Source organism: Streptomyces sp. NBC_00045, from assembly GCF_045041095.1.
Classification (GTDB): domain Bacteria; phylum Actinomycetota; class Actinomycetes; order Streptomycetales; family Streptomycetaceae; genus Streptomyces.
The window spans coordinates 3,920,609-3,938,627 of the sequence record NZ_CP108271.1 but is presented as its reverse complement, the minus strand read 5'-3'; the positions used below and the strand labels follow the sequence as shown (position 1 = coordinate 3,938,627).

Here is an 18,019-nt window from a genome sequence, read left to right as displayed (position 1 = left end):
GCACCGACCCCGGTACGGGACAATGGGGGTGCGCTCGTACAGAACCACAGGGAGACCCCGTGTCCGGATTCGTAGAAAAGCCCGAGCCGGTTCAGGTGCCCGGCCTCGTCCACCTCCACACCGGCAAGGTGCGCGAGCTCTACCGCGACGGCGACGGCAACCTCGTCATGGTCGCCAGTGACCGCATCTCCGCGTACGACTGGGTGCTTCCCACCGAGATCCCGGACAAGGGCCGCGTCCTGACCCAGCTCTCCCTCTGGTGGTTCGACCAGCTGAAGGACCTCGTGCCGAACCACGTGATCGGCACCGACCTGCCCGCAGGCGCCCCCGCCGACTGGGCCGGCCGCACCCTGATCTGCAAGAGCCTCGACATGGTCCCGGTCGAGTGCGTGGCCCGCGGCTACCTCACCGGCTCCGGCCTCGTCGAGTACGACCAGACCCGCACGGTCTGCGGACTGGCCCTCCCCGAGGGCCTCGTGGACGGCTCCGAGCTGCCCGCCCCGATCTTCACCCCGGCTGCCAAGGCCGCGGTCGGCGAGCACGACGAGAACGTCTCGTACGAGGAGGTCGCGCGCACCACCGGCGCCGAGACGGCGGCGCTGCTGCGCCAGACCACCCTGGCCGTGTACGGCCGGGCCCGGGACATCGCCCGCGAGCGCGGGATCATCCTGGCCGACACCAAGTTCGAGTTCGGCTTCGACAAGGACGGGACCCTGGTCGCCGGCGACGAGGTGCTGACCCCGGACTCCTCCCGCTTCTGGCCGGCCGACCAGTGGGAGCCGGGCCGCGCGCAGCCCTCCTTCGACAAGCAGTTCGTCCGCGACTGGTTGACCTCCCCGGCGTCCGGCTGGGACCGCAAGGGCGAACTCCCGCCGCCGGCCCTCCCGCAGGAGGTCGCCGAGCGGACCAGCGCCAAGTACATCGAGGCGTACGAGCGGCTCACCGGCCTCAGCTGGGCCTGAGACACGAAGAAGCCCCCGGTCCGAGGACCGGGGGCTTCTTCGATGGAGCGGACAACGCGACTCGAACGCGCGACATCCACCTTGGCAAGGTGGTGCTCTACCAACTGAGCTATGTCCGCATGCGCCGTAACGCGAGACCTACTATACCCAACCTCGCTCGCGTGCGAGACGCACTGCCGTGTGGCGGTTCTCCGCGCCGAGCTTCGAGGCCGCCGAGGACAGGTAGTTCCGCACGGTCCCCTGCGAGAGGGAGGCCCGCTCCGCGATCTCGGCGACCGGCGCGCCGTCCCCCGCGAGTTCGAGCACCTCGGCCTCTCGGGCGGTCAGCGGGGAATCCCCCGCGCTGATCGCGTCGGCCGCCAACTCCGGGTCCACGTAACGGCCTCCGGCGTGCACGGTCCGGATCAGCTCGGCCAGCCGCTGCGCCGACACCGTTTTCGGGGCGAAAGCCCGAACCCCTGCCGCGAGGGCCCGCTTCAGGTGCCCGGGACGGCCGTGACTCGTCACGATCATGGTTTTGCAGTCGGGGAGTTCGGCCCGCAGCGATGTGGCGACGCTCACACCGTCCGCCCCCGGCATCTGCAGGTCCAGCACGGCCACGTCCGGCCGGTGGGCCAGCGCCATCGCGAGGGCCTCCGGCCCCGAGGCCGCCTCCGCGACGACCAGCAGGTCGTCCTCCAGGGCCAGCAGCGCGGCGAGCGCGCCGCGGATCAGGTGTTCGTCGTCGGCCAGCAGTACGCGTACGGGTCTCATGTCCGCACCTCCAGTCCTTGCAGTTGTCCGTCCGGTATCCGTGCCAGCAGCCGGAACCGGCCGCCGTCGACCGGGCCGGCCTCCAAAGTGCCGTCCAGCACCGCGAGCCGCTCCCGCAGCCCCGCAAGCCCGGAGCCCGGCGGTCCGGCCGGCGCGTCGGGGGCGCCGTCGTTCTCCACCACCAGCGTCAGCGCGCCCCTGTCGGGCGCCGTGAGTCGGATCACACAGCTGCGGGCGTCCCCGTGCCGCAGCACGTTCGTCGTCGCCTCCCGGACCACCCAGCCCAGCGCCGACTGGACCTCCGGGCGCAGCGAACGGTCCGCCCTCACCTCGACGCGGCAGTCCATCCCGGCCGCGCTCAGCACCCCGCGGGCGCCCTCCAGCTCCACGGTGAGATCCGCCTCGCGGTAGCCGCGTACGACGTCCCGCACCTCGCGCTGCGACTCCCGGGCGATCCGCTGGACCTCGATCATCTGGTCCACGGCCTCCGGGCGTTCGCGCCGGGCCAGCTGGACCGCCAGCTCGCTCTTGAGCGCGATCACCGCCAGGTTCCGGCCCATCACGTCGTGCAGGTCCCGCCCGAAGCGCAGCCGCTCCTCGGCGACGGCGAGCTGTGCCTGGAGCTCCCGGGCGCGGTCGAGCTCGTACACCGCCTTCAGTAGCCAGGAGGAGAACCCGCAGGCCAGGGTCAGCAGGGTGCAGGTGAAGAGGAGGCCGACCCCGTAGCCGGCGGCCTCCGCGGGGGTCATGCCCGTCGCCGCCGAAGCGAGGGCCGCGGCGACCGCCGCGACCGGGGCCACGAAGATCATGTGCCGGACCCGCGTGAGGCTCAGCGTCAGCGAGCCCGAGGCGAACGCGACCGTGTTGACCACCAGGGCCGGGGCCACGCCGCCGTGGGTGATGACGCCGACCGAGCGCAGGACCAGTACGGCGGCAGCCAGGGCGGCCGTCAGCACGGTCAGCGCCACGGCCAGGCGCACGGGGCGCTCGCGGCGGCCGAGGACCCAGTCCAGCGCCCTGGAAGCCAGCACTCCGCTCAAGGCGATCTGGGCGGACAGGGGCAGCAGCAGGATGCCGGTGACGGCGCCGGGAGCTTCGGGGGCGAGGCCGATGAGCACCGATAGGGCTTCGAGGGCCACGAAGAAGTGCAGCGACCAGCGGGTGTAGAGCTCGATCTTCGCCGCGCTGCTGCGGTTTCGCCACCACCCGGTCAGCTTCGACACGGTCCCAGTCCCCCCGATCAACGATCACCTTCCGGCGGTCGCCGCCGTGCACGACTCCAGCCTCGCGGTAGCCCGCGGGAGGGGACAGTGCGCGCCGTCATCACCACCGATGACATTTGTCAGCACGTACGCCCGGTGCAAAGGGTGAGTGCATACGACAAAGGCCCTGATCGATGATCAGGGCCTTTGTTCGCTGAGCGGACGACGCGACTCGAACGCGCGACATCCACCTTGGCAAGGTGGTGCTCTACCAACTGAGCTACGTCCGCATGCTTGCGGCAACACGAATGTCGCTGCGATGCGTGCATCACTCTACCCGATCCACCGGAGTGGTCGGTAAAGCGTGCAGAGCGGGTGACAGGGATTGCACACTGCGCCTCCCCCCTGGAAGGGGGGTGTTCTGCTACTGAACTACACCCGCACGACCTTCGGGGCTTTGACCTGCGGTCTGGCCCCTCGGCGTGATCCACACACTAGCGGATCGGAGGGGGTGGATGGCAAATCCGCCCTCAGTGAGCTTCGTTGTACGCCGCGTAGACCCGCTTCGGGATGCGGCCGCGCGGGGGCACGTCGAGCTCGTTGGACCGGGCCCAGGCGCGGACGACCGCCGGGTCCGGGGCCAGTGAGGTGTGCTTGTACGCCTTCCCGGAACGGGCCTGCCGGCGGCCGGCCTCCACGAACGGTGCGAGGCTCTTCCGCAGTTTCTTTGCGTTGGCCAGATTGAGGTCGATCTCGTACGACTTACCGTCCAGGCCGAACGTGACCGTTTCCGCCGCTTCTCCGCCGTCGATGTCGTCGGAGATCGTGACTACTACGCGCTGCGCCACGGATATCGGTCCCTTCGCGCGACGCCGCCCAACCCTCAGGACGTGCGGTGATGTCGCCTGTGTGGATGTTTCGGAGCAATGCATCATTCCGCCGGAATCCCGGTGGAATCCTTTGTACCGTGATTCCCATTGCATTGCGAAGCCCAGTTAATTGTCTCCGCGTGTCCCGCCGCAATCCCGAGCGCGTGGTTTTCCGGTGGATTTTGCGAAGCGTTGGTGAAGCCGAAACCGGCGGGCGATCACGGGGCGCGCATATCTACCCGCGTAGAAATTTCGGCCGGGTACGCTGAGGGAACCGCCTTCGCACCAACCACCTCATCGGGAGTGCCAGTGGCACGCGTCGTAGTCGACGTCATGCTCAAGCCGGAGATCCTCGACCCCCAGGGCCAGGCGGTGCAGCGTGCACTGCCGCGCCTGGGCTTCGAGGGCATCGCCGACGTCCGCCAGGGGAAGCGTTTCGAGTTGGAAGTGGAGGGACCGGTCGACCAGGCCGCCCTCGACCGCATCCACAAGATGGCCGAAACGTTCCTCGCCAACACCGTCATCGAAGACTTCACCGTGAAGGTCGAGGCCTGACGGTGACCACTCGCATCGGAGTCGTCACGTTCCCCGGAACGCTCGACGACCGTGACTCGCTGCGCGCCGTCCGCCTCGCGGGGGCCGAGCCCGTCTCGCTGTGGCACCGCGACAAGGACCTGCACCAGGTCGACGCGGTCGTCCTCGCGGGCGGCTTCTCCTACGGGGACTACCTGCGCGCCGGAGCCATCTCCCGGTTCTCGCCGGTGATGGAGACCATCATCGAGCAGGCCAAGGGCGGCATGCCCGTCCTCGGCATCTGCAACGGCTTCCAGATCCTCACCGAGGCCCACCTGCTGCCGGGGGCGATGCTCCGGAACAACCACCTGCACTTCATCTGCCGCGACCAGACGCTGCGGGTGGAGAACGCGGAGACCGCGTGGACCGGCGACTACACCGCCGGCCAGGAGATCTCCGTACCGCTCAAGAACATGGACGGCCGCTACGTCGCCGACGAGCGCGTCCTCGACGAGCTGGAGGCCGAAGGCCGCGTGGCCTTCCGGTACGTGGACGTGAACCCCAACGGCTCGCTCCGCGACATCGCCGGCATCACCAACGCCGCGGGCAACGTCGTCGGCCTCATGCCGCACCCCGAGCACGCGGTCGAGCCGCTGATCGGGACGGGCCGCACCGACGGCCTCCCGTTCTTCACCTCGGTCCTGAAGAAGCTGGTCAGCGCATGAGCCTCGACACCGTCAAGAACGCCACCGAAACCCCGGACGCCTCCCAGCCCTGGAAGGAACTCGGCCTCAAGGAGGACGAGTACGCCCGGATCCGCGAGATCCTCGGCCGCCGCCCCACCGGCGCCGAACTCGCCATGTACTCGGTCATGTGGTCCGAGCACTGCTCCTACAAGAGCAGCAAGGTCCACCTGAAGCAGTTCGGCGAGAAGGTCCCGCAGAACGACGCCATGCTCGTCGGCATCGGCGAGAACGCGGGCGTCGTCGACGTCGGCCAGGGCTACGCGGTCACCTTCAAGGTCGAGTCGCACAACCACCCGTCGTACATCGAGCCCTACCAGGGCGCGGCCACCGGCGTCGGCGGCATCGTCCGCGACATCCTCGCCATGGGTGCCCGCCCGGTCGCGGTCGTCGACCCGCTGCGCTTCGGCGCGGCCGACCACCCCGACACCAAGCGCGTCCTGCCCGGCGTCGTCGCGGGCATCGGCGGCTACGGCAACTGCCTGGGTCTGCCGAACATCGGCGGCGAGGTCGTCTTCGACGCCTGCTACCAGGGCAACCCGCTCGTCAACGCCGGCTGCATCGGCGTGATGAAGCACGAGGACATCCACCTCGCCAAGGCCTCCGGCCCCGGCAACAAGGTCATCCTCTACGGCGCCCGCACGGGTGGCGACGGCATCGGCGGCGTGTCCGTGCTGGCCTCGGAGACGTTCGACGACTCCAAGCCCACCAAGCGCCCCGCCGTCCAGGTCGGCGACCCCTTCCAGGAGAAGCTCCTCATCGAGTGCACCCTGGAGATCTTCAAGGAGAAGCTGGTCGCGGGCATCCAGGACCTCGGCGGCGCCGGGCTCTCCTGCGCCACCTCCGAGCTGGCCTCCGCCGGCTCCGGCGGCATGCGCGTCGAGCTGGACACCGTCCCGCTGCGCGACGCGACGCTCTCGCCCGAGGAAATCCTCATGAGCGAGTCGCAGGAGCGCATGTGCGCGATCGTCGAGCCGCAGTACGTCGAGCGGTTCATGGAGATCTGCGAGAAGTGGGACGTCATCGCCACCGTCATCGGTGAGGTGACCGACGGCGAGCGCCTGGAGATCTTCTGGCACGGCGAGCAGATCGTGGACGTGCCGCCGGGCACCGTCGCCCACGAGGGCCCGGTGTACCACCGCCCGTACGCGCGCCCCGAGTGGCAGGACGCCCTCCAGGCCGACGACGCGGGCCTGCTGCCCCGCCCGCAGACCTCCGAGGAGCTCCGCGCGCAGGTCCTGGCACTGGTCTCGTCCCCGAACCAGGCCTCCAAGTCCTGGGTCACCGACCAGTACGACCGCTTCGTGCAGGGCAACACCGTCCTGTCGCAGCCCGAGGACGCGGGCATGGTCCGCATCGACGAGGAGTCCAACCTCGGCGTCGCCATGGCCACCGACGGCAACGGCCGCTTCGCGAAGCTCGACCCGTACACGGGTGCGCAGCTCGCGCTGGCGGAGGCGTACCGCAACGTCGCCGCGACCGGCGCCAAGCCGCTCGCCATCTCCGACTGCCTCAACTTCGGTTCGCCGGAGGACCCGGGCGTCATGTGGCAGTTCGCCGAGGCCACCCGCGGTCTCGCGGACGGCTGCCTGGAGCTGGGCACCCCGGTCACCGGCGGCAACGTCTCGCTCTACAACCAGACCGGTGAGACCGCGATCCACCCGACCCCGGTCGTGGCGGTCCTCGGTGTGATCGACGACGTCAACCGCCGTACGCCCATGGCGTTCGCGGAGGCCGGCCAGCTGCTGTACCTGCTGGGCGACACGGCCGAGGAGTTCGGCGGCTCGGCCTGGTCCCAGGTCGTCCACGACCACCTCGGCGGCATGCCGCCCAAGGTGGACCTGGGCCGCGAGAAGCTGCTCGGCGAGATCCTGATCTCGGCGTCCCGCGACGGCATGGTCGACGCGGCGCACGACCTGTCCGACGGCGGCGTGATCCAGGCGCTCACCGAGTCCTGCCTGCGCGGCGGCAACGGTGCGCGGATCGTGGTGCCCGAGGGCCTGGACGCGTTCACCTTCCTGTTCTCCGAGTCGGCGGGCCGGGCCATCGTGGCCGTCCCGCGCAGCGAGGAGCTCCGCTTCACCGACATGTGCGGTGCGCGCGGCCTGCCCGCCACCCGCATCGGCGTGGTGGACGGCGAGGAGATCGAGATCCAGGGCGAGTTCGCGATTCCGCTCGCGGAGCTGCGTACCGCTCATGAGGCGACGATCCCGGCACTGCTCGCCTGATCCCGCTTGCGCCAACGAGCCCCCGTCCGCGGTCTGCGGGCGGGGGCTCGGGCGTGCCCGCCCCGCTGCGCGGCGGGCAGCGGGGCGGGGCCGCACCGGCGTCGCGTGGCGGGGCCGTACCGGTGTCGGCCGCGCCGGATAGGGTCGGTCCATGCCACCCGCCAAGAAGAGGGCGCGTACCTACGACGCCGCGAAGATCCGTGCTGCCGTCACCGCGCAGTTCGGGCACGTGGCCGACGCCGTACGGGAGTTGAGCGAGGAGCAGCTCACGCGGCCCAGCGGGGTCGGGGTGTGGAACGTCGCCGAACTCGCCGCGCACATCGCGTGGATCGCCGACTCGCTGGCCACCGGACTGGCCCGCCCCCCGGCCGCCGTGCCGGAACTGACGGCCATCGAATGGCCCTTCGCCACCGCCTCCCTCGCCGGGAAGATCGCCGAGGCGGCCAGGGAGACCCTGGAGGGCGCCCCGCTGCCCGACCTGTACGAACGCGCCGGTGCCCGCATGGCCGGGGCGCTGGCCGCGAACCCCGGCAGCCGCGTACTGGACCTGTGGATCGGGGACATGACCCTGGCCGACTTCCTCGTCACCCGGACCGTGGAGCTGGTCGTCCACACCGACGACCTGGCCAGGGCCGCCGGTGTGGACATCCCGGTCGAGCGGCAGGCCCTGGCCGCCTGCACCCGGCTGCTCGCCGACGCCCTCGCGCTCAAGGCCCCGGGCGGCTCGGTGGAGGTACGGATCCCGCCGTTCGCGGTGGTCCAGTGCATCGAGGGCCCCCGGCACACCCGCGGCACCCCGCCGAACGTGGTGGAGACCGACCCGCTGACCTGGATCCGGTTGGCCACCGGGCGTACCGACTGGGCCACGGCCGTCGAGGACGCGCAGGTCAGGGCCAGCGGTGAGCGGGCCGACCTGGCGGCGCTGCTGCCCGTGATGAGCTGAGCGGATGGCAGTCGTGGGGGAACCGCCCGCAGGGCCCGCCCGTCCCAGGAGCATGGGTACCCACCGGCACGTCCCGACCGGCCTGGCCGTCGCATCGGCCCTCGCGCTCGTCCTCACGGCCTGCAGCCAGGGCGGGGAGGGAGGGACCCGCGTGCTTCCCGACCCCAAGGGTTCCTGGGCCGTCGAGTCCCTGACCACCGGTGGCCGCACCCTGCACGCGCCCGAAAGCGCCCGACTGGACCTCGCCGAGAAGGAAGCCAAGGGCAACTACGGCTGCAACGGCTTCACGGTGGCGGTCACCTTCGCAGGCACCTCCGCGGTGACCGTCACTCCCGGGGCCACGACCCTCACGTCCTGTCCGAACATCGAGTTCGAGAAGGAGTTCGCCAGACTCTTCAAGGGCCGGCTGACCATCGACCGGGGGCCCGACCGGCTCACGCTGAAGACCGCCGACGGGAGCACGATCGCGATGAGCACGAAGCCCCCGGTCCCGAACGCGCCCCTCCACGACACCGAGTGGACCGTCGAGTCCCTGATCAGCGGCGACACCGTGACCCCGCTGCCCGCCGAGGCCGCGGGCAAGGCACGGTTCGTCCTGAGCGCCGACCTCGCCGCGAGCGGCAGCCTCGGCTGCAACCGGTTCAGCGCCCAGGCCACCGGCGACGGCGCCCAGCTCACCTTCGGGCCGCTGACCACGACCCGGATGGCCTGCGAGGGCCCGGTGGGCGAGCTCGAACGGACCCTGACCGAGCTCTTCGCCGCCTCCCCGCTCACCTGGAAGATCGAGGGCCACGACCTCACCCTCACCGCGCCCGACGGCAAGGGCCTGACCGCGCGGGGGGCCTCGGCCGCGGAGTGACCCGGGCCCGGTCCGTGGCCCGGCAGGACGTCGACCTACGGGGCCGGTCCGTCCCCAGGGCCGTGACACCCCGGGAGCTCAGGCCGGGTAGGGCAGCAGTCCCGCATCCGTCCTCTCCCAGGCCGCGCGCAGTTGAGCGAGCCGGGCCGGCTCCAGGGCCGCCTTGTCGGCCTGCTCCCGGACGTCCCCGGCCAGGTTGAACAGCTGGTCCCGGCCCGTCTTGCCGCGGTAGTACTTCCAGTCGCCGCGGCGCAGGGCCCGCTCCCCGCGCACCCGCCAGAACAGGTTCCGCTCGGCGGGCTCCTCGCCGCGCAGCAGGTACCCGGCCAGGCTGGCCCCGTCCAGCGGGTGGGCCGGGTGCGGCCGGGTGCCGGCCAGCTCCAGCAGGGTCGCCGTCCAGTCCGGGGTGAAGACCGGGACCGCGCTGACCTGCCCGCCGTCGATCCGGGCGGGCCAGCGCAGGATGTTGGGCACCCGGATGCCGCCCTCCTGGAGGGAGGCCTTGTTGCCGGAGAGCGGCCAGTTGTACGAGAACCGCTCGCCTCCGTTGTCGCTGGAGAAGACGACCAGGGTGTCGTTCTCCTGCCCCGAGCGCGCCAGCGCCTTCAGCACCTCGCCGATCGAACGGTCGAGGTCCTCCACCATCTGCCGGTACTTCTCGACGGAGCCGCCGTCCTGGTGCCACAGGGCCCGCGAGTCGCCCGCCTTGATCCGGCGCTCGACCTCGGCGCTCGCCGCGGTGTCCCCGTCGGCGATCCACGGCCAGTGCGGGGTGGTGAAGTTGAGGTTGAGCAGCCACGGCCTGCCGCCGTGGTCGCGGGAGACGTACTCGCTCGCCCGCTCGGTGATGATCCGCGTGTAGTAGCGCAGGTCCTTGTACTCGGCGTCGCCCTCGTACAGGTCGTACTCGCCGCCGAGGCCCAGCTTGGAGTAGTACTCCAGGGCTCCGCCGAAGTTGCCGAAGAACTCGTCCCAGCCCGACTTGGTCGGGCTGTAGTCGGGCAGGTAGCCGCAGTGCCACTTGCCGATCAGCGCGGTGGCGTAGCCCGAGTCGCGCAGCAGCGAGGCCAGCGTCGGGTGGGTGGGTTCCAGGCCGGCGCTCTTGTCGGCGATGGGCTCGGCGAGCCCGCCCTCGACGCGGCCCGGGTAGCGGCCCGTGTACAGGCTGAACCGGGTCGGCGAGCAGGTGGCCGAGCCGGAGTAGGCGTCGGTGAAGCGGACGCCCTGGCGGGCCAGGCGGTCCAGGTTCGGGGTCTTGATGTGCGGGGCGCCGTACGAGGACAGGTCGGCCCAGCCGAGGTCGTCGCCCAGGACGAACAGGATGTTGGGCCGCCGGGAGTGCCGGCCGCGGGCGGCGCGGAACTCCCGCTCCTGCGGGCCGGTCCCGCCGGCCGCGGGGGCCGCCTGGGCCGGGCCCGCGGAGCCCAGCGCGACGGCGGCCGCCGCCGCGGTCGCACCGACCGCGCCGCCGAAGGCACGCCGGGACAGAGGAGGTTCGTACGAGGTCACAGGTACTCCAAGGCAGGGCCTGGCGGCCCGCCCCGGGCGGCGCGGGACGGCGCACGGCACGGCGGGGCGGGCTACGGCAGGGCGCAGCGAAAAGCGAAGAAAAGGAAGAAACGGGGAAGCGGCGAGTGACTACGCAGAACAGCGACAGATGGCGCTCGCGACACGGACCAGGTCTACGTGGCGGCGCTCGACGAGGGTGACGGCACGGTCACCGAGGGGCTGCATGAGCCGGAAGCCTGTACGAATGCACGACCGGGTGTCAACCACGGCATTCCGGATATCGAGACGGTCACCCTCCGCAGGGGTTACCCGACTGTCCGCACTGTGATTTTTGCGGACCGTCCCCAATTCGGACCAGTGGTCGATCTCGCCTACACTCGGAAGCGTGCCTCGTGGTGATGGACGACTCAACCACGACCTGCTCCCCGGCGAAAAGGGCCCCCAGGACGCTTGCGGCGTCTTCGGTGTCTGGGCTCCGGGTGAAGAGGTCGCCAAGCTCACCTACTTCGGACTGTATGCGCTACAGCACCGCGGACAAGAGTCCGCGGGAATCGCTGTGAGCAACGGTTCCCAGATCCTCGTCTTCAAGGACATGGGCCTCGTTTCCCAAGTCTTCGACGAAACCTCTCTCGGCTCGCTCCAGGGTCATATCGCGGTCGGTCACGCCCGCTACTCGACCACCGGAGCCTCCGTCTGGGAGAACGCGCAGCCCACTTTCCGCGCGACCGCCCACGGCTCCATTGCCCTGGGTCACAACGGCAACCTGGTGAACACCGCCGAGCTCGCCGAGATGGTCGCCGACCTCCCCCGTCAGGACGGCCGCGCCACCCAGGTGGCGGCCACCAACGACACCGACCTGGTCACCGCCCTGCTGGCCGGCCAGACGGACGACGAGGGCAAGCCCCTGACCATCGAGGAGTCGGCCGCCAAGGTCCTCCCTCAGGTCAAGGGTGCGTTCTCGCTCGTGTTCATGGACGAGGGAACCCTCTACACCGCCCGTGACCCGCAGGGCATCCGCCCGCTGGTCCTCGGCCGCCTGGAGCGCGGCTGGGTGGTCGCGAGTGAGACCGCCGCCCTCGACATCTGCGGCGCCAGCTTCGTCCGCGAAGTCGAGCCGGGCGAGCTCATCGCTATCGACGAGAACGGCCTGCGCACCTCCCGCTTCGCAGAAGCAAAGCCCAAGGGGTGTGTGTTCGAGTACGTCTACCTGGCGCGCCCGGACACCGACATCGCCGGCCGGAACGTCTACCTCTCGCGTGTCGAGATGGGCCGACGCCTGGCGAAGGAAGCCCCGGTCGACGCCGACCTGGTGATAGCGACGCCGGAATCCGGCACGCCCGCCGCCGTCGGATACGCCGAAGCCAGCGGGATCCCCTACGGCTCCGGCCTGGTCAAGAACGCCTACGTCGGCCGGACCTTCATCCAGCCCTCGCAGACGATCCGCCAGCTGGGCATCCGCCTGAAGCTCAACCCCCTCAAGGAAGTCATCCGGGGCAAGCGCCTGGTGGTCGTCGACGACTCGATCGTCCGCGGCAACACCCAGCGCGCCCTGGTCAAGATGCTCCGCGAGGCCGGCGCGGCCGAGGTCCACATCCGGATCTCCTCGCCGCCGGTGAAGTGGCCGTGCTTCTTCGGCATCGACTTCGCCACCCGGGCCGAGCTGATCGCCAACGGCATGACGGTCGACGAGATCGCCACGTCGCTGGGCGCGGACTCGCTCTCGTACATCTCGCTCGACGCGATGATCGAGGCGACGACCATCCAGAAGCCCAACCTCTGCCGTGCCTGCTTCGACGGCGAGTACCCCATGGACCTGCCCGACCCGCAGCTCCTGGGCAAGCAGCTCCTGGAGACCGAGCTCGCGGGCGGCACCGACGCCGCCGACGCGCTCCGGCGCCCGTAGCGCCGCGGCCCGCGTTCCCGGCTCAACCTGCGCCGGGCCCTGTCTTTGAAGCTATTCCCAGGGCCCGGCACCACCCGCAGTAACGACACGAAAGCTCTCTCCTGTCATGACAGAGAAGACCACCGGTGCCAGCTACGCAGCCGCGGGCGTCGACATCGAAGCGGGGGACCGCGCCGTCGAGCTCATGAAGGAGTGGGTGAAGAAGACGCAGCGCCCCGAGGTCCTCGGCGGCCTCGGCGGATTCGCCGGCCTCTTCGACGCCTCCGCCCTCAAGCGCTACGAGCGCCCGCTGTTGGCCTCCGCGACCGACGGGGTCGGCACGAAGGTGGACATCGCCCGCCAGCTGGGCGTCTACGACACCATCGGCCACGACCTGGTCGCGATGGTCATGGACGACATCGTCGTCTGCGGCGCCGAGCCGCTCTTCATGACCGACTACATCTGCGTGGGCAAGGTCCACCCCGAGCGTGTCGCGGCGATCGTCAAGGGCATCGCCGAGGGCTGTGTCCTCGCCGGCTGCGCCCTGGTGGGCGGCGAGACCGCCGAACACCCGGGTCTGCTCGGCCCGGACGACTTCGACGTGGCGGGCGCCGGCACCGGTGTCGTCGAGTACGACCGCCTGCTCGGTGCGGATCGCATCCGTACGGGTGACGCCGTCATCGCGATGGCGTCGTCCGGCCTTCACTCGAACGGGTACTCGCTGGTCCGGCACGTCCTCTTCGACCGTGCGGGCATGTCGCTCGACCAGCACGTGGACGAACTCGGCCGGACCCTCGGCGAGGAGCTCCTGGAGCCCACCAAGATCTACTCGCTGGACTGCATGGCCCTCACCCGTACGGCCGAGGTGCACGCGTACTCGCACATCACGGGCGGCGGACTCGCGGCGAACCTGGCCCGGGTCATCCCGGACCACCTGCACGCCACGGTCGACCGTTCGACCTGGACCCCGGGTGCGGTCTTCGACCTGGTCGGCAAGGCCGGTCAGGTCGAGCAGCTGGAGCTGGAAAAGACCCTGAACATGGGCGTCGGCATGATGGCCGTGGTCCCGCAGGAGTCGGTGGACGTGGCGCTGACCGCGCTGGCCGACCGGGGTGTCGAGGCCTGGGTCGCGGGAGAGATCCTGGACCGCGGCGCGCACACCGAGGGCGCGACCCTGACCGGCGCCTACGCGGGCTGAGACAACACTGAAACCCGGTCCGGGGCGAGGCCCTGGACCGGGTTTGTGTGTTGCTCAGCGGGGGTCAGCCACTGGCTGCCACCTGCATGGTGCAGACGTGAAAAGCGTCAAGCGCCGCGACGCTGTTGCGACGGGCCGGACTCTTCGTCCTCGTCGTCGTCGTCATCGCTGTTGTACAGATCCGCGTACCTGGCGTACGGGTCGTCGTCGTCCTGATCGTCATCGACTTCGACCGGTTCGCTGACAGGCAGCGGTTCCGTCGGCGATGCGCCCAGCTCATTGGCCAGACGCGAGAGGTCAGTCCCGCCGCTGTTGTACTTCAGCTGGCGGGCGACCTTTGTCTGCTTGGCCTTGGCCCGGCCGCGCCCCATGGCTCGACCCCCTCGGTGACGGGGCTCGACGGCCCCAGAGTCTGACACGCGTTCATGGTTCGGAGCGGGCTCTCCGTGGAGAGACCGTCCGTAGGGGTTTAACGGTACCTGCTTCCGCGGCCATACGGTACGCCGCCCGCATGACGTGCCCCGGTGCAGGACCAATGAGGCGCCCCGTCCTCGCTGGTCAGCTGCGATTTTAACCCTTTCCTGGCCGGCGACCCGCCGAAGTGCAGTGAGTTCCGTCTCGCCGCAACCCCGGCGGGCGCACGTCAGGGGCCGTTACGACGCGTCGGCAGCCGGGGCCGAGCCCTTCGCGGCCTTCGCGGCGCGGGCGTCCGCCATGCGCTGCTCGGCGATCCGGTCGGCCGCCGCGGCCGGCGGAATGCCGTCAGACTTTGCGCGAGTGAAGATCTCCAGCGTGGTGTCGAAGATCTTCGTCGCCTTGGCCTTGCACCGGTCGAAGTCGAAGCCGTGCAGCTCGTCGGCGACCTGGATGACCCCGCCCGCGTTGACCACGTAGTCCGGGGCGTAGAGGATGCCGCGGTCCGCGAGGTCCTTCTCGATGCCCGGGTGGGCGAGCTGGTTGTTCGCCGCACCGCAGACGATCGAGGCGGTGAGGGCGGGCACGGTGTCGTCGTTCAGGGCGCCGCCGAGGGCGCAGGGGGCGTAGATGTCCAGGCCCTGCGTGCGGATCAGCGCGTCCGTGTCGGCCGCGACGGCGACCTGCGGGTGCTTGTCGAGGATGCGGCGCACCGACTCCTCGCGCACGTCCGTGATGACGACCTCGGCACCGTCCTCCAGGAGGTGCTCGACCAGGTAGTGGCCGACCTTGCCGACACCGGCCACGGCCACCTTGCGGCCGCGCAGGGTCGGGTCGCCCCACAGGTGCTGGGCGCTGGCCCGCATGCCCTGGAAGACGCCGAAGGCGGTGAGGACCGAGGAGTCGCCGGCGCCGCCGTTCTCGGGGGAGCGACCGGTGGCCCAGCGGGTCTCGCGGGCGACGACGTCCATGTCCGCGACGTACGTGCCGACGTCGCAGGCGGTGACGTAGCGGCCGCCGAGGGACTCCACGAACCGGCCGTAGGCCAGCAGCAGTTCCTCGGTCTTGATGACGTCCGGGTCGCCGATGATCACGGCCTTGCCGCCGCCGAGGTCGAGTCCGGCCATGGCGTTCTTGTACGACATGCCGCGCGAGAGGTTCAGCGCGTCCTGGACGGCCTCCTCGTCGGAGGCGTACGCGTGGAAGCGCGTACCGCCGAGGGCGGGGCCCAGGGCGGTGGAGTGGATGGCGATGACGGCCTTGAGTCCGGTGGCCCGGTCCTGGCACAGCACGACTTGCTCGTGGCCGCCCTGCTCCGTGCGGAACAGGGTGTGCAGGACGCCGTCGGTCATTTCGGTCACGGTGGTGACTCCCATGGAAGAGATGCGGCGGAATGACGCCCGCCCTGCGGGTGGGGGAGGGCGTGCTGGGAGCAGAGTAAGACCTGCGGGGCGTGCGCAGGTGATCTGTCCGAGGATCGAAACCCTCCCGTGGTACGGGCGCCCGTGCTCCGGGCCCGCGGGCGCAGGGCGGAGTACCCCGGGGCGGTGCGGGGGAGTACGAGAGCGTGAGCGAATCCTCCGACCCCAAGCTGCCCTCGGCGCGCTCGGCGCCGACCGTCCCGTACGCCTCCTACCTGCGCGTCTACGAGCCCCTGGCCGCTTTCGCGGAGCCGGAGCGCACGCACTGGGCCTCGTACGCCCGGCGCGGGGTGGTGCCCACCGCCCAGGACGAACTGCGTCGCTCCCTCTCCGATTTGGTCCGGGTCCCGGTGGTCGGGGTGCCCGCGCACGAGAGCGCGGACGCCTTCACGGCGGAGGTGGACGGGGTGCTGCTGGTCTGCCCGTGGCGGACCAGGCTCAGGGGCTGGCTGGCGCTCCAGGAGCTGGCCGAGCAGTTCCCGCTCCCGGTGCTGGACGCGGCGCTCCCACCGGTGGCGCGGCGGCGGGCGGCCGAGGACTACGAGCGCTGGCGCGAGCGGAACCCGGACGCGCGCCCCTGGATCCGCACCGCGGTGTGGCAGGTGCCCCTGCGCTGGTTCGTGCTGGTGGCCGACGACGAGCGGGAGTACGTGCCGGGCGAGCGGATGCGTTACCGGACGCCGATGGTGCAGGCCCGGCGGCGGCTCGCGCGGGGGCTGCGGATCCTGCGCGCGGCCGAGGAGTACGAGGGGCTCGCGGAGGGGCTGGTGGACGTCGGCAGCTGGCTGGAGGAGTTCCACCCGCGGTCGATGGTCGAACTGGACTACGGGGGGCTGGTCCACGCACTGCCGGCGGACCGGCTGCGCACCGACCGCTCGGCACGGGACGTCGCGGTGGGCATCGCGGCGCTGCGGGCCGGGGACGAGACCGGCGCGGCGGAGGCGTACGAGGAGCTGGCGGAGCGCTGGCGGGAGGTCCGGGAGAGGCTGTTCGCGAACTGACCCGGTGGCGGTGGGCGGCGGCCGGACGGGGCTGGCGTACCGTGCGTATCGGTCGATCTGCCATAAGTGGCAGATCAGGGGCATGATCACCCGATTCGGGTCTTAGTTCCAGGACCTACGTCCCGATACGGGCCATTGGCCCAAGCGTGACGGACCGCACTAACCACACCCTTGCGCCCTTCCCCTACCCTCGTGCCAAAATAGGACAAGGAGTCCGGGGAGGGTTCCTTCCGCCCAACTAAGGGCGGAATGCTCGGCATTGCACTCTACGGGGGGTCCTGACGACTCCTGATCGCTCTGTGACTGATCGTCACAGTGGGGTGACTGTCCGTTATGGGGCGGTCCATCGGCTTCCGCCGCTGATGAACACCTCGGAGGGCAATTCCATCGGTTTGGCCGTCGAGGCTGGACGGATGGTGTAGTTGTAGTGCCGAGGACAAGCCGTTCGTCCTATAACCGACTCGGCCCGCGTATGTCCATTTCGGGCAACGCGGGCCAAGGTGCAGAATTTAGAGGAAAGAACCGAGATGGTTCGGTTCTCCCGAGGAGGCCGCTCATGACCGCTCGCACCCCTGATGCCGAGCCGCTGCTGACCCCGGCTGAGGTTGCCACGATGTTCCGCGTGGACCCGAAGACGGTCACCCGCTGGGCCAAGGCTGGCAAGCTCACGTCCATCCGCACCCTGGGTGGACACCGCCGTTACCGCGAGGCCGAGGTTCGCGCTCTGCTCGCGGGAATTCCGCAGCAGCGCAGCGAGGCCTGAGGTCGCGCAAGCACGTAAGCACCCCGCTTTACCGGGGTTGAATCGGGTCCCCCAATCCGATGAAACCCACATGGCTTCAAACGCTTGGACCTGCCCCAACAGGTTCTCGTCGTTCGATCGCGCTGGACTCCGCCGGGTCCAGCGCGATCTTTTTTATGCCCCGGGACGGGGGGAGATCGGGCGGGTGCGGGACGCCGGCGAGGTAGGTGCCATTGCACATATTAAATCGAGCACGCGTATGGGTGCGATAAAAGTGCGAGTCTCAAAAACTCATGTGGTGACTCCCGTCACAGGCTGTCACTCTTGTGTAACGCGCAATGCACCCGTAAGGGGACGTGCGTTGCAGAGCGCCTCATGCGGACGGGGGATTTTCGCCGTCGGATGCGTTCTGGGAGTGGCCGCGGAGTGACGGCTGCCCCGCCCCGTGGCGATCATTCCCCTCCAGAGGCCCCGGGGTGGCCCCCCGGGGCCTCTGGCGGGCCCTCAGGGGCGCCCGGAGGGTGCGGGGGAGACGATGACGGCGGGGCGGCCACGGAAACGCCCGTGACCGTCCCTCGGGCCGCCGCCGGGGCGGACCGCACGACGGCAACGCAGAAGGGCCCGCATCCTTGAGGATGCGGGCCCTTCTGTTGCTGCGAACCTGACGGGACTTGAACCCGCGACCTCCACCTTGACAGGGTGGCGAGCTAACCAACTGCTCCACAGGTCCTTGATTTGCTGCCGCTGGGCGGCTGCGAATCAGACTGTACCGCAGCTCAG

Annotated in this window: 17 protein-coding genes and 4 tRNA genes; 10 read left to right on the top strand and 11 right to left on the bottom strand. The window is 70.3% G+C overall.

Features of this window, described 5'->3' with window-relative positions:
- The first annotated feature begins 59 nt into the window (after nucleotides 1–59).
- Nucleotides 60–962, top strand: coding sequence for a phosphoribosylaminoimidazolesuccinocarboxamide synthase (locus OHA65_RS18355; protein WP_327284182.1), 903 nt, complete (start codon nucleotides 60–62; stop codon nucleotides 960–962).
- Nucleotides 963–1,005: 43 nt separating this feature from the next.
- Here the strand turns inward: OHA65_RS18355 and OHA65_RS18350 are convergent.
- From OHA65_RS18350 to OHA65_RS18325, 6 genes are all read right to left on the bottom strand, one after another.
- Nucleotides 1,006–1,081, bottom strand: a tRNA-Gly gene (locus OHA65_RS18350).
- A gap of 22 nt (nucleotides 1,082–1,103) precedes the next feature.
- A complete protein-coding gene (locus OHA65_RS18345; RefSeq protein ID WP_327284181.1) occupies nucleotides 1,104–1,715 on the bottom strand; it encodes a response regulator transcription factor in 612 nt (203 codons plus the stop codon).
- Nucleotides 1,712–2,938, bottom strand: coding sequence for a histidine kinase (locus tag OHA65_RS18340; protein WP_327284180.1), 1,227 nt, complete (start codon nucleotides 2,936–2,938; stop codon nucleotides 1,712–1,714). The genes OHA65_RS18345 and OHA65_RS18340 overlap by 4 nt, the downstream gene beginning before the upstream one ends.
- A 196-nt stretch (nucleotides 2,939–3,134) precedes the next feature.
- Nucleotides 3,135–3,207 (bottom strand) — tRNA-Gly (locus OHA65_RS18335).
- An 80-nt stretch (nucleotides 3,208–3,287) separates the two neighbouring features.
- Nucleotides 3,288–3,359, bottom strand: a tRNA-Gly gene (locus OHA65_RS18330).
- 88 nt (nucleotides 3,360–3,447) lie between these two features.
- Nucleotides 3,448–3,765 carry an Lsr2 family protein gene (locus tag OHA65_RS18325; RefSeq protein ID WP_327284179.1) on the bottom strand — a complete coding sequence of 106 codons (318 nt, stop codon included), beginning with the start codon at nucleotides 3,763–3,765 and terminating at the stop codon, nucleotides 3,448–3,450.
- A gap of 324 nt (nucleotides 3,766–4,089) precedes the next feature.
- Between OHA65_RS18325 and purS the strand changes: the two genes are divergently transcribed.
- From purS to OHA65_RS18300, 5 genes are all read left to right on the top strand, one after another.
- Complete coding sequence (gene purS, locus OHA65_RS18320; protein ID WP_008740952.1) at nucleotides 4,090–4,341, top strand: phosphoribosylformylglycinamidine synthase subunit PurS; 252 nt, start codon at nucleotides 4,090–4,092, stop codon at nucleotides 4,339–4,341.
- A gap of 2 nt (nucleotides 4,342–4,343) precedes the next feature.
- The gene (purQ, locus tag OHA65_RS18315) at nucleotides 4,344–5,024 is read left to right on the top strand and encodes a phosphoribosylformylglycinamidine synthase subunit PurQ (RefSeq protein ID WP_327284178.1); all 681 of its coding nucleotides are present in this window, start codon (nucleotides 4,344–4,346) and stop codon (nucleotides 5,022–5,024) included.
- A complete protein-coding gene (gene purL, locus OHA65_RS18310; RefSeq protein WP_327284177.1) occupies nucleotides 5,021–7,270 on the top strand; it encodes a phosphoribosylformylglycinamidine synthase subunit PurL in 2,250 nt (749 codons plus the stop codon). The genes purQ and purL overlap by 4 nt, the downstream gene beginning before the upstream one ends.
- A gap of 151 nt (nucleotides 7,271–7,421) precedes the next feature.
- On the top strand, nucleotides 7,422–8,213 hold the full coding sequence (locus OHA65_RS18305; protein WP_327284176.1) for a sterol carrier family protein: 792 nt from the start codon (nucleotides 7,422–7,424) through the stop codon (nucleotides 8,211–8,213).
- A gap of 52 nt (nucleotides 8,214–8,265) precedes the next feature.
- The gene (locus OHA65_RS18300) at nucleotides 8,266–9,072 is read left to right on the top strand and encodes an META domain-containing protein (protein WP_329313929.1); all 807 of its coding nucleotides are present in this window, start codon (nucleotides 8,266–8,268) and stop codon (nucleotides 9,070–9,072) included.
- Nucleotides 9,073–9,150: 78 nt separating this feature from the next.
- Here the strand turns inward: OHA65_RS18300 and OHA65_RS18295 are convergent, their stop codons facing one another.
- Complete coding sequence (locus OHA65_RS18295) at nucleotides 9,151–10,581, bottom strand: sulfatase-like hydrolase/transferase (protein ID WP_327284174.1); 1,431 nt, start codon at nucleotides 10,579–10,581, stop codon at nucleotides 9,151–9,153.
- Between the two features lie 129 nt (nucleotides 10,582–10,710).
- On the bottom strand, nucleotides 10,711–10,806 hold the full coding sequence (locus OHA65_RS18290; RefSeq protein WP_352211348.1) for a putative leader peptide: 96 nt from the start codon (nucleotides 10,804–10,806) through the stop codon (nucleotides 10,711–10,713).
- A gap of 160 nt (nucleotides 10,807–10,966) precedes the next feature.
- Here OHA65_RS18290 and purF point away from each other — a divergent pair, with 160 nt between their 5' ends.
- Both purF and purM read left to right on the top strand, forming a co-directional pair.
- Nucleotides 10,967–12,484 (top strand): amidophosphoribosyltransferase, encoded by a 1,518-nt coding sequence (gene purF, locus OHA65_RS18285; RefSeq protein WP_327284173.1) that lies wholly within the window; start codon nucleotides 10,967–10,969, stop codon nucleotides 12,482–12,484.
- A gap of 106 nt (nucleotides 12,485–12,590) precedes the next feature.
- Nucleotides 12,591–13,661, top strand: coding sequence for a phosphoribosylformylglycinamidine cyclo-ligase (purM, locus tag OHA65_RS18280; protein WP_327284172.1), 1,071 nt, complete (start codon nucleotides 12,591–12,593; stop codon nucleotides 13,659–13,661).
- 107 nt (nucleotides 13,662–13,768) lie between these two features.
- On the opposite strand, the gene OHA65_RS18275 is transcribed toward purM, so the two are convergent.
- Together OHA65_RS18275 and OHA65_RS18270 are read right to left on the bottom strand one after the other, a co-directional pair.
- Entirely contained in the window at nucleotides 13,769–14,032 is a 264-nt protein-coding gene (locus tag OHA65_RS18275; protein WP_327284171.1) for a DUF3073 domain-containing protein, read from the bottom strand.
- Between the two features lie 282 nt (nucleotides 14,033–14,314).
- Nucleotides 14,315–15,436, bottom strand: a complete 1,122-nt coding sequence (locus OHA65_RS18270) for a Glu/Leu/Phe/Val dehydrogenase dimerization domain-containing protein (RefSeq protein ID WP_327284170.1) — start codon at nucleotides 15,434–15,436, stop codon at nucleotides 14,315–14,317.
- 206 nt (nucleotides 15,437–15,642) lie between these two features.
- Between OHA65_RS18270 and OHA65_RS18265 the strand changes: the two genes are divergently transcribed.
- Together OHA65_RS18265 and bldC are read left to right on the top strand one after the other, a co-directional pair.
- Nucleotides 15,643–16,497 (top strand): hypothetical protein, encoded by an 855-nt coding sequence (locus OHA65_RS18265; protein ID WP_327284169.1) that lies wholly within the window; start codon nucleotides 15,643–15,645, stop codon nucleotides 16,495–16,497.
- Between the two features lie 556 nt (nucleotides 16,498–17,053).
- Nucleotides 17,054–17,260 carry a developmental transcriptional regulator BldC gene (gene bldC, locus OHA65_RS18260; protein WP_003949541.1) on the top strand — a complete coding sequence of 69 codons (207 nt, stop codon included), beginning with the start codon at nucleotides 17,054–17,056 and terminating at the stop codon, nucleotides 17,258–17,260.
- Between the two features lie 635 nt (nucleotides 17,261–17,895).
- Here bldC and OHA65_RS18255 read toward each other — a convergent pair.
- Nucleotides 17,896–17,969: transfer RNA gene (locus OHA65_RS18255), tRNA-Asp, on the bottom strand.
- Nucleotides 17,970–18,019: the final 50 nt, after the last annotated feature.

Bases quoted from the DNA above. Each gene is read 5' to 3' on its own strand.
- OHA65_RS18345 (WP_327284181.1), bottom strand. From the start codon at position 1,715: ATGAGACCCGTACGCGTACTGCTGGCCGACGACGAACACCTGATCCGC.
- purL (WP_327284177.1), top strand. From the start codon at position 5,021: ATGAGCCTCGACACCGTCAAGAACGCCACCGAAACCCCGGACGCCTCC.
- OHA65_RS18305 (WP_327284176.1), top strand. From the start codon at position 7,422: ATGCCACCCGCCAAGAAGAGGGCGCGTACCTACGACGCCGCGAAGATC.
- OHA65_RS18300 (WP_329313929.1), top strand. From the start codon at position 8,266: ATGGGTACCCACCGGCACGTCCCGACCGGCCTGGCCGTCGCATCGGCC.
- OHA65_RS18290 (WP_352211348.1), bottom strand. From the start codon at position 10,806: ATGCAGCCCCTCGGTGACCGTGCCGTCACCCTCGTCGAGCGCCGCCAC.
- purM (WP_327284172.1), top strand. From the start codon at position 12,591: ATGACAGAGAAGACCACCGGTGCCAGCTACGCAGCCGCGGGCGTCGAC.
- OHA65_RS18275 (WP_327284171.1), bottom strand. From the start codon at position 14,032: ATGGGGCGCGGCCGGGCCAAGGCCAAGCAGACAAAGGTCGCCCGCCAG.
- bldC (WP_003949541.1), top strand. From the start codon at position 17,054: ATGACCGCTCGCACCCCTGATGCCGAGCCGCTGCTGACCCCGGCTGAG.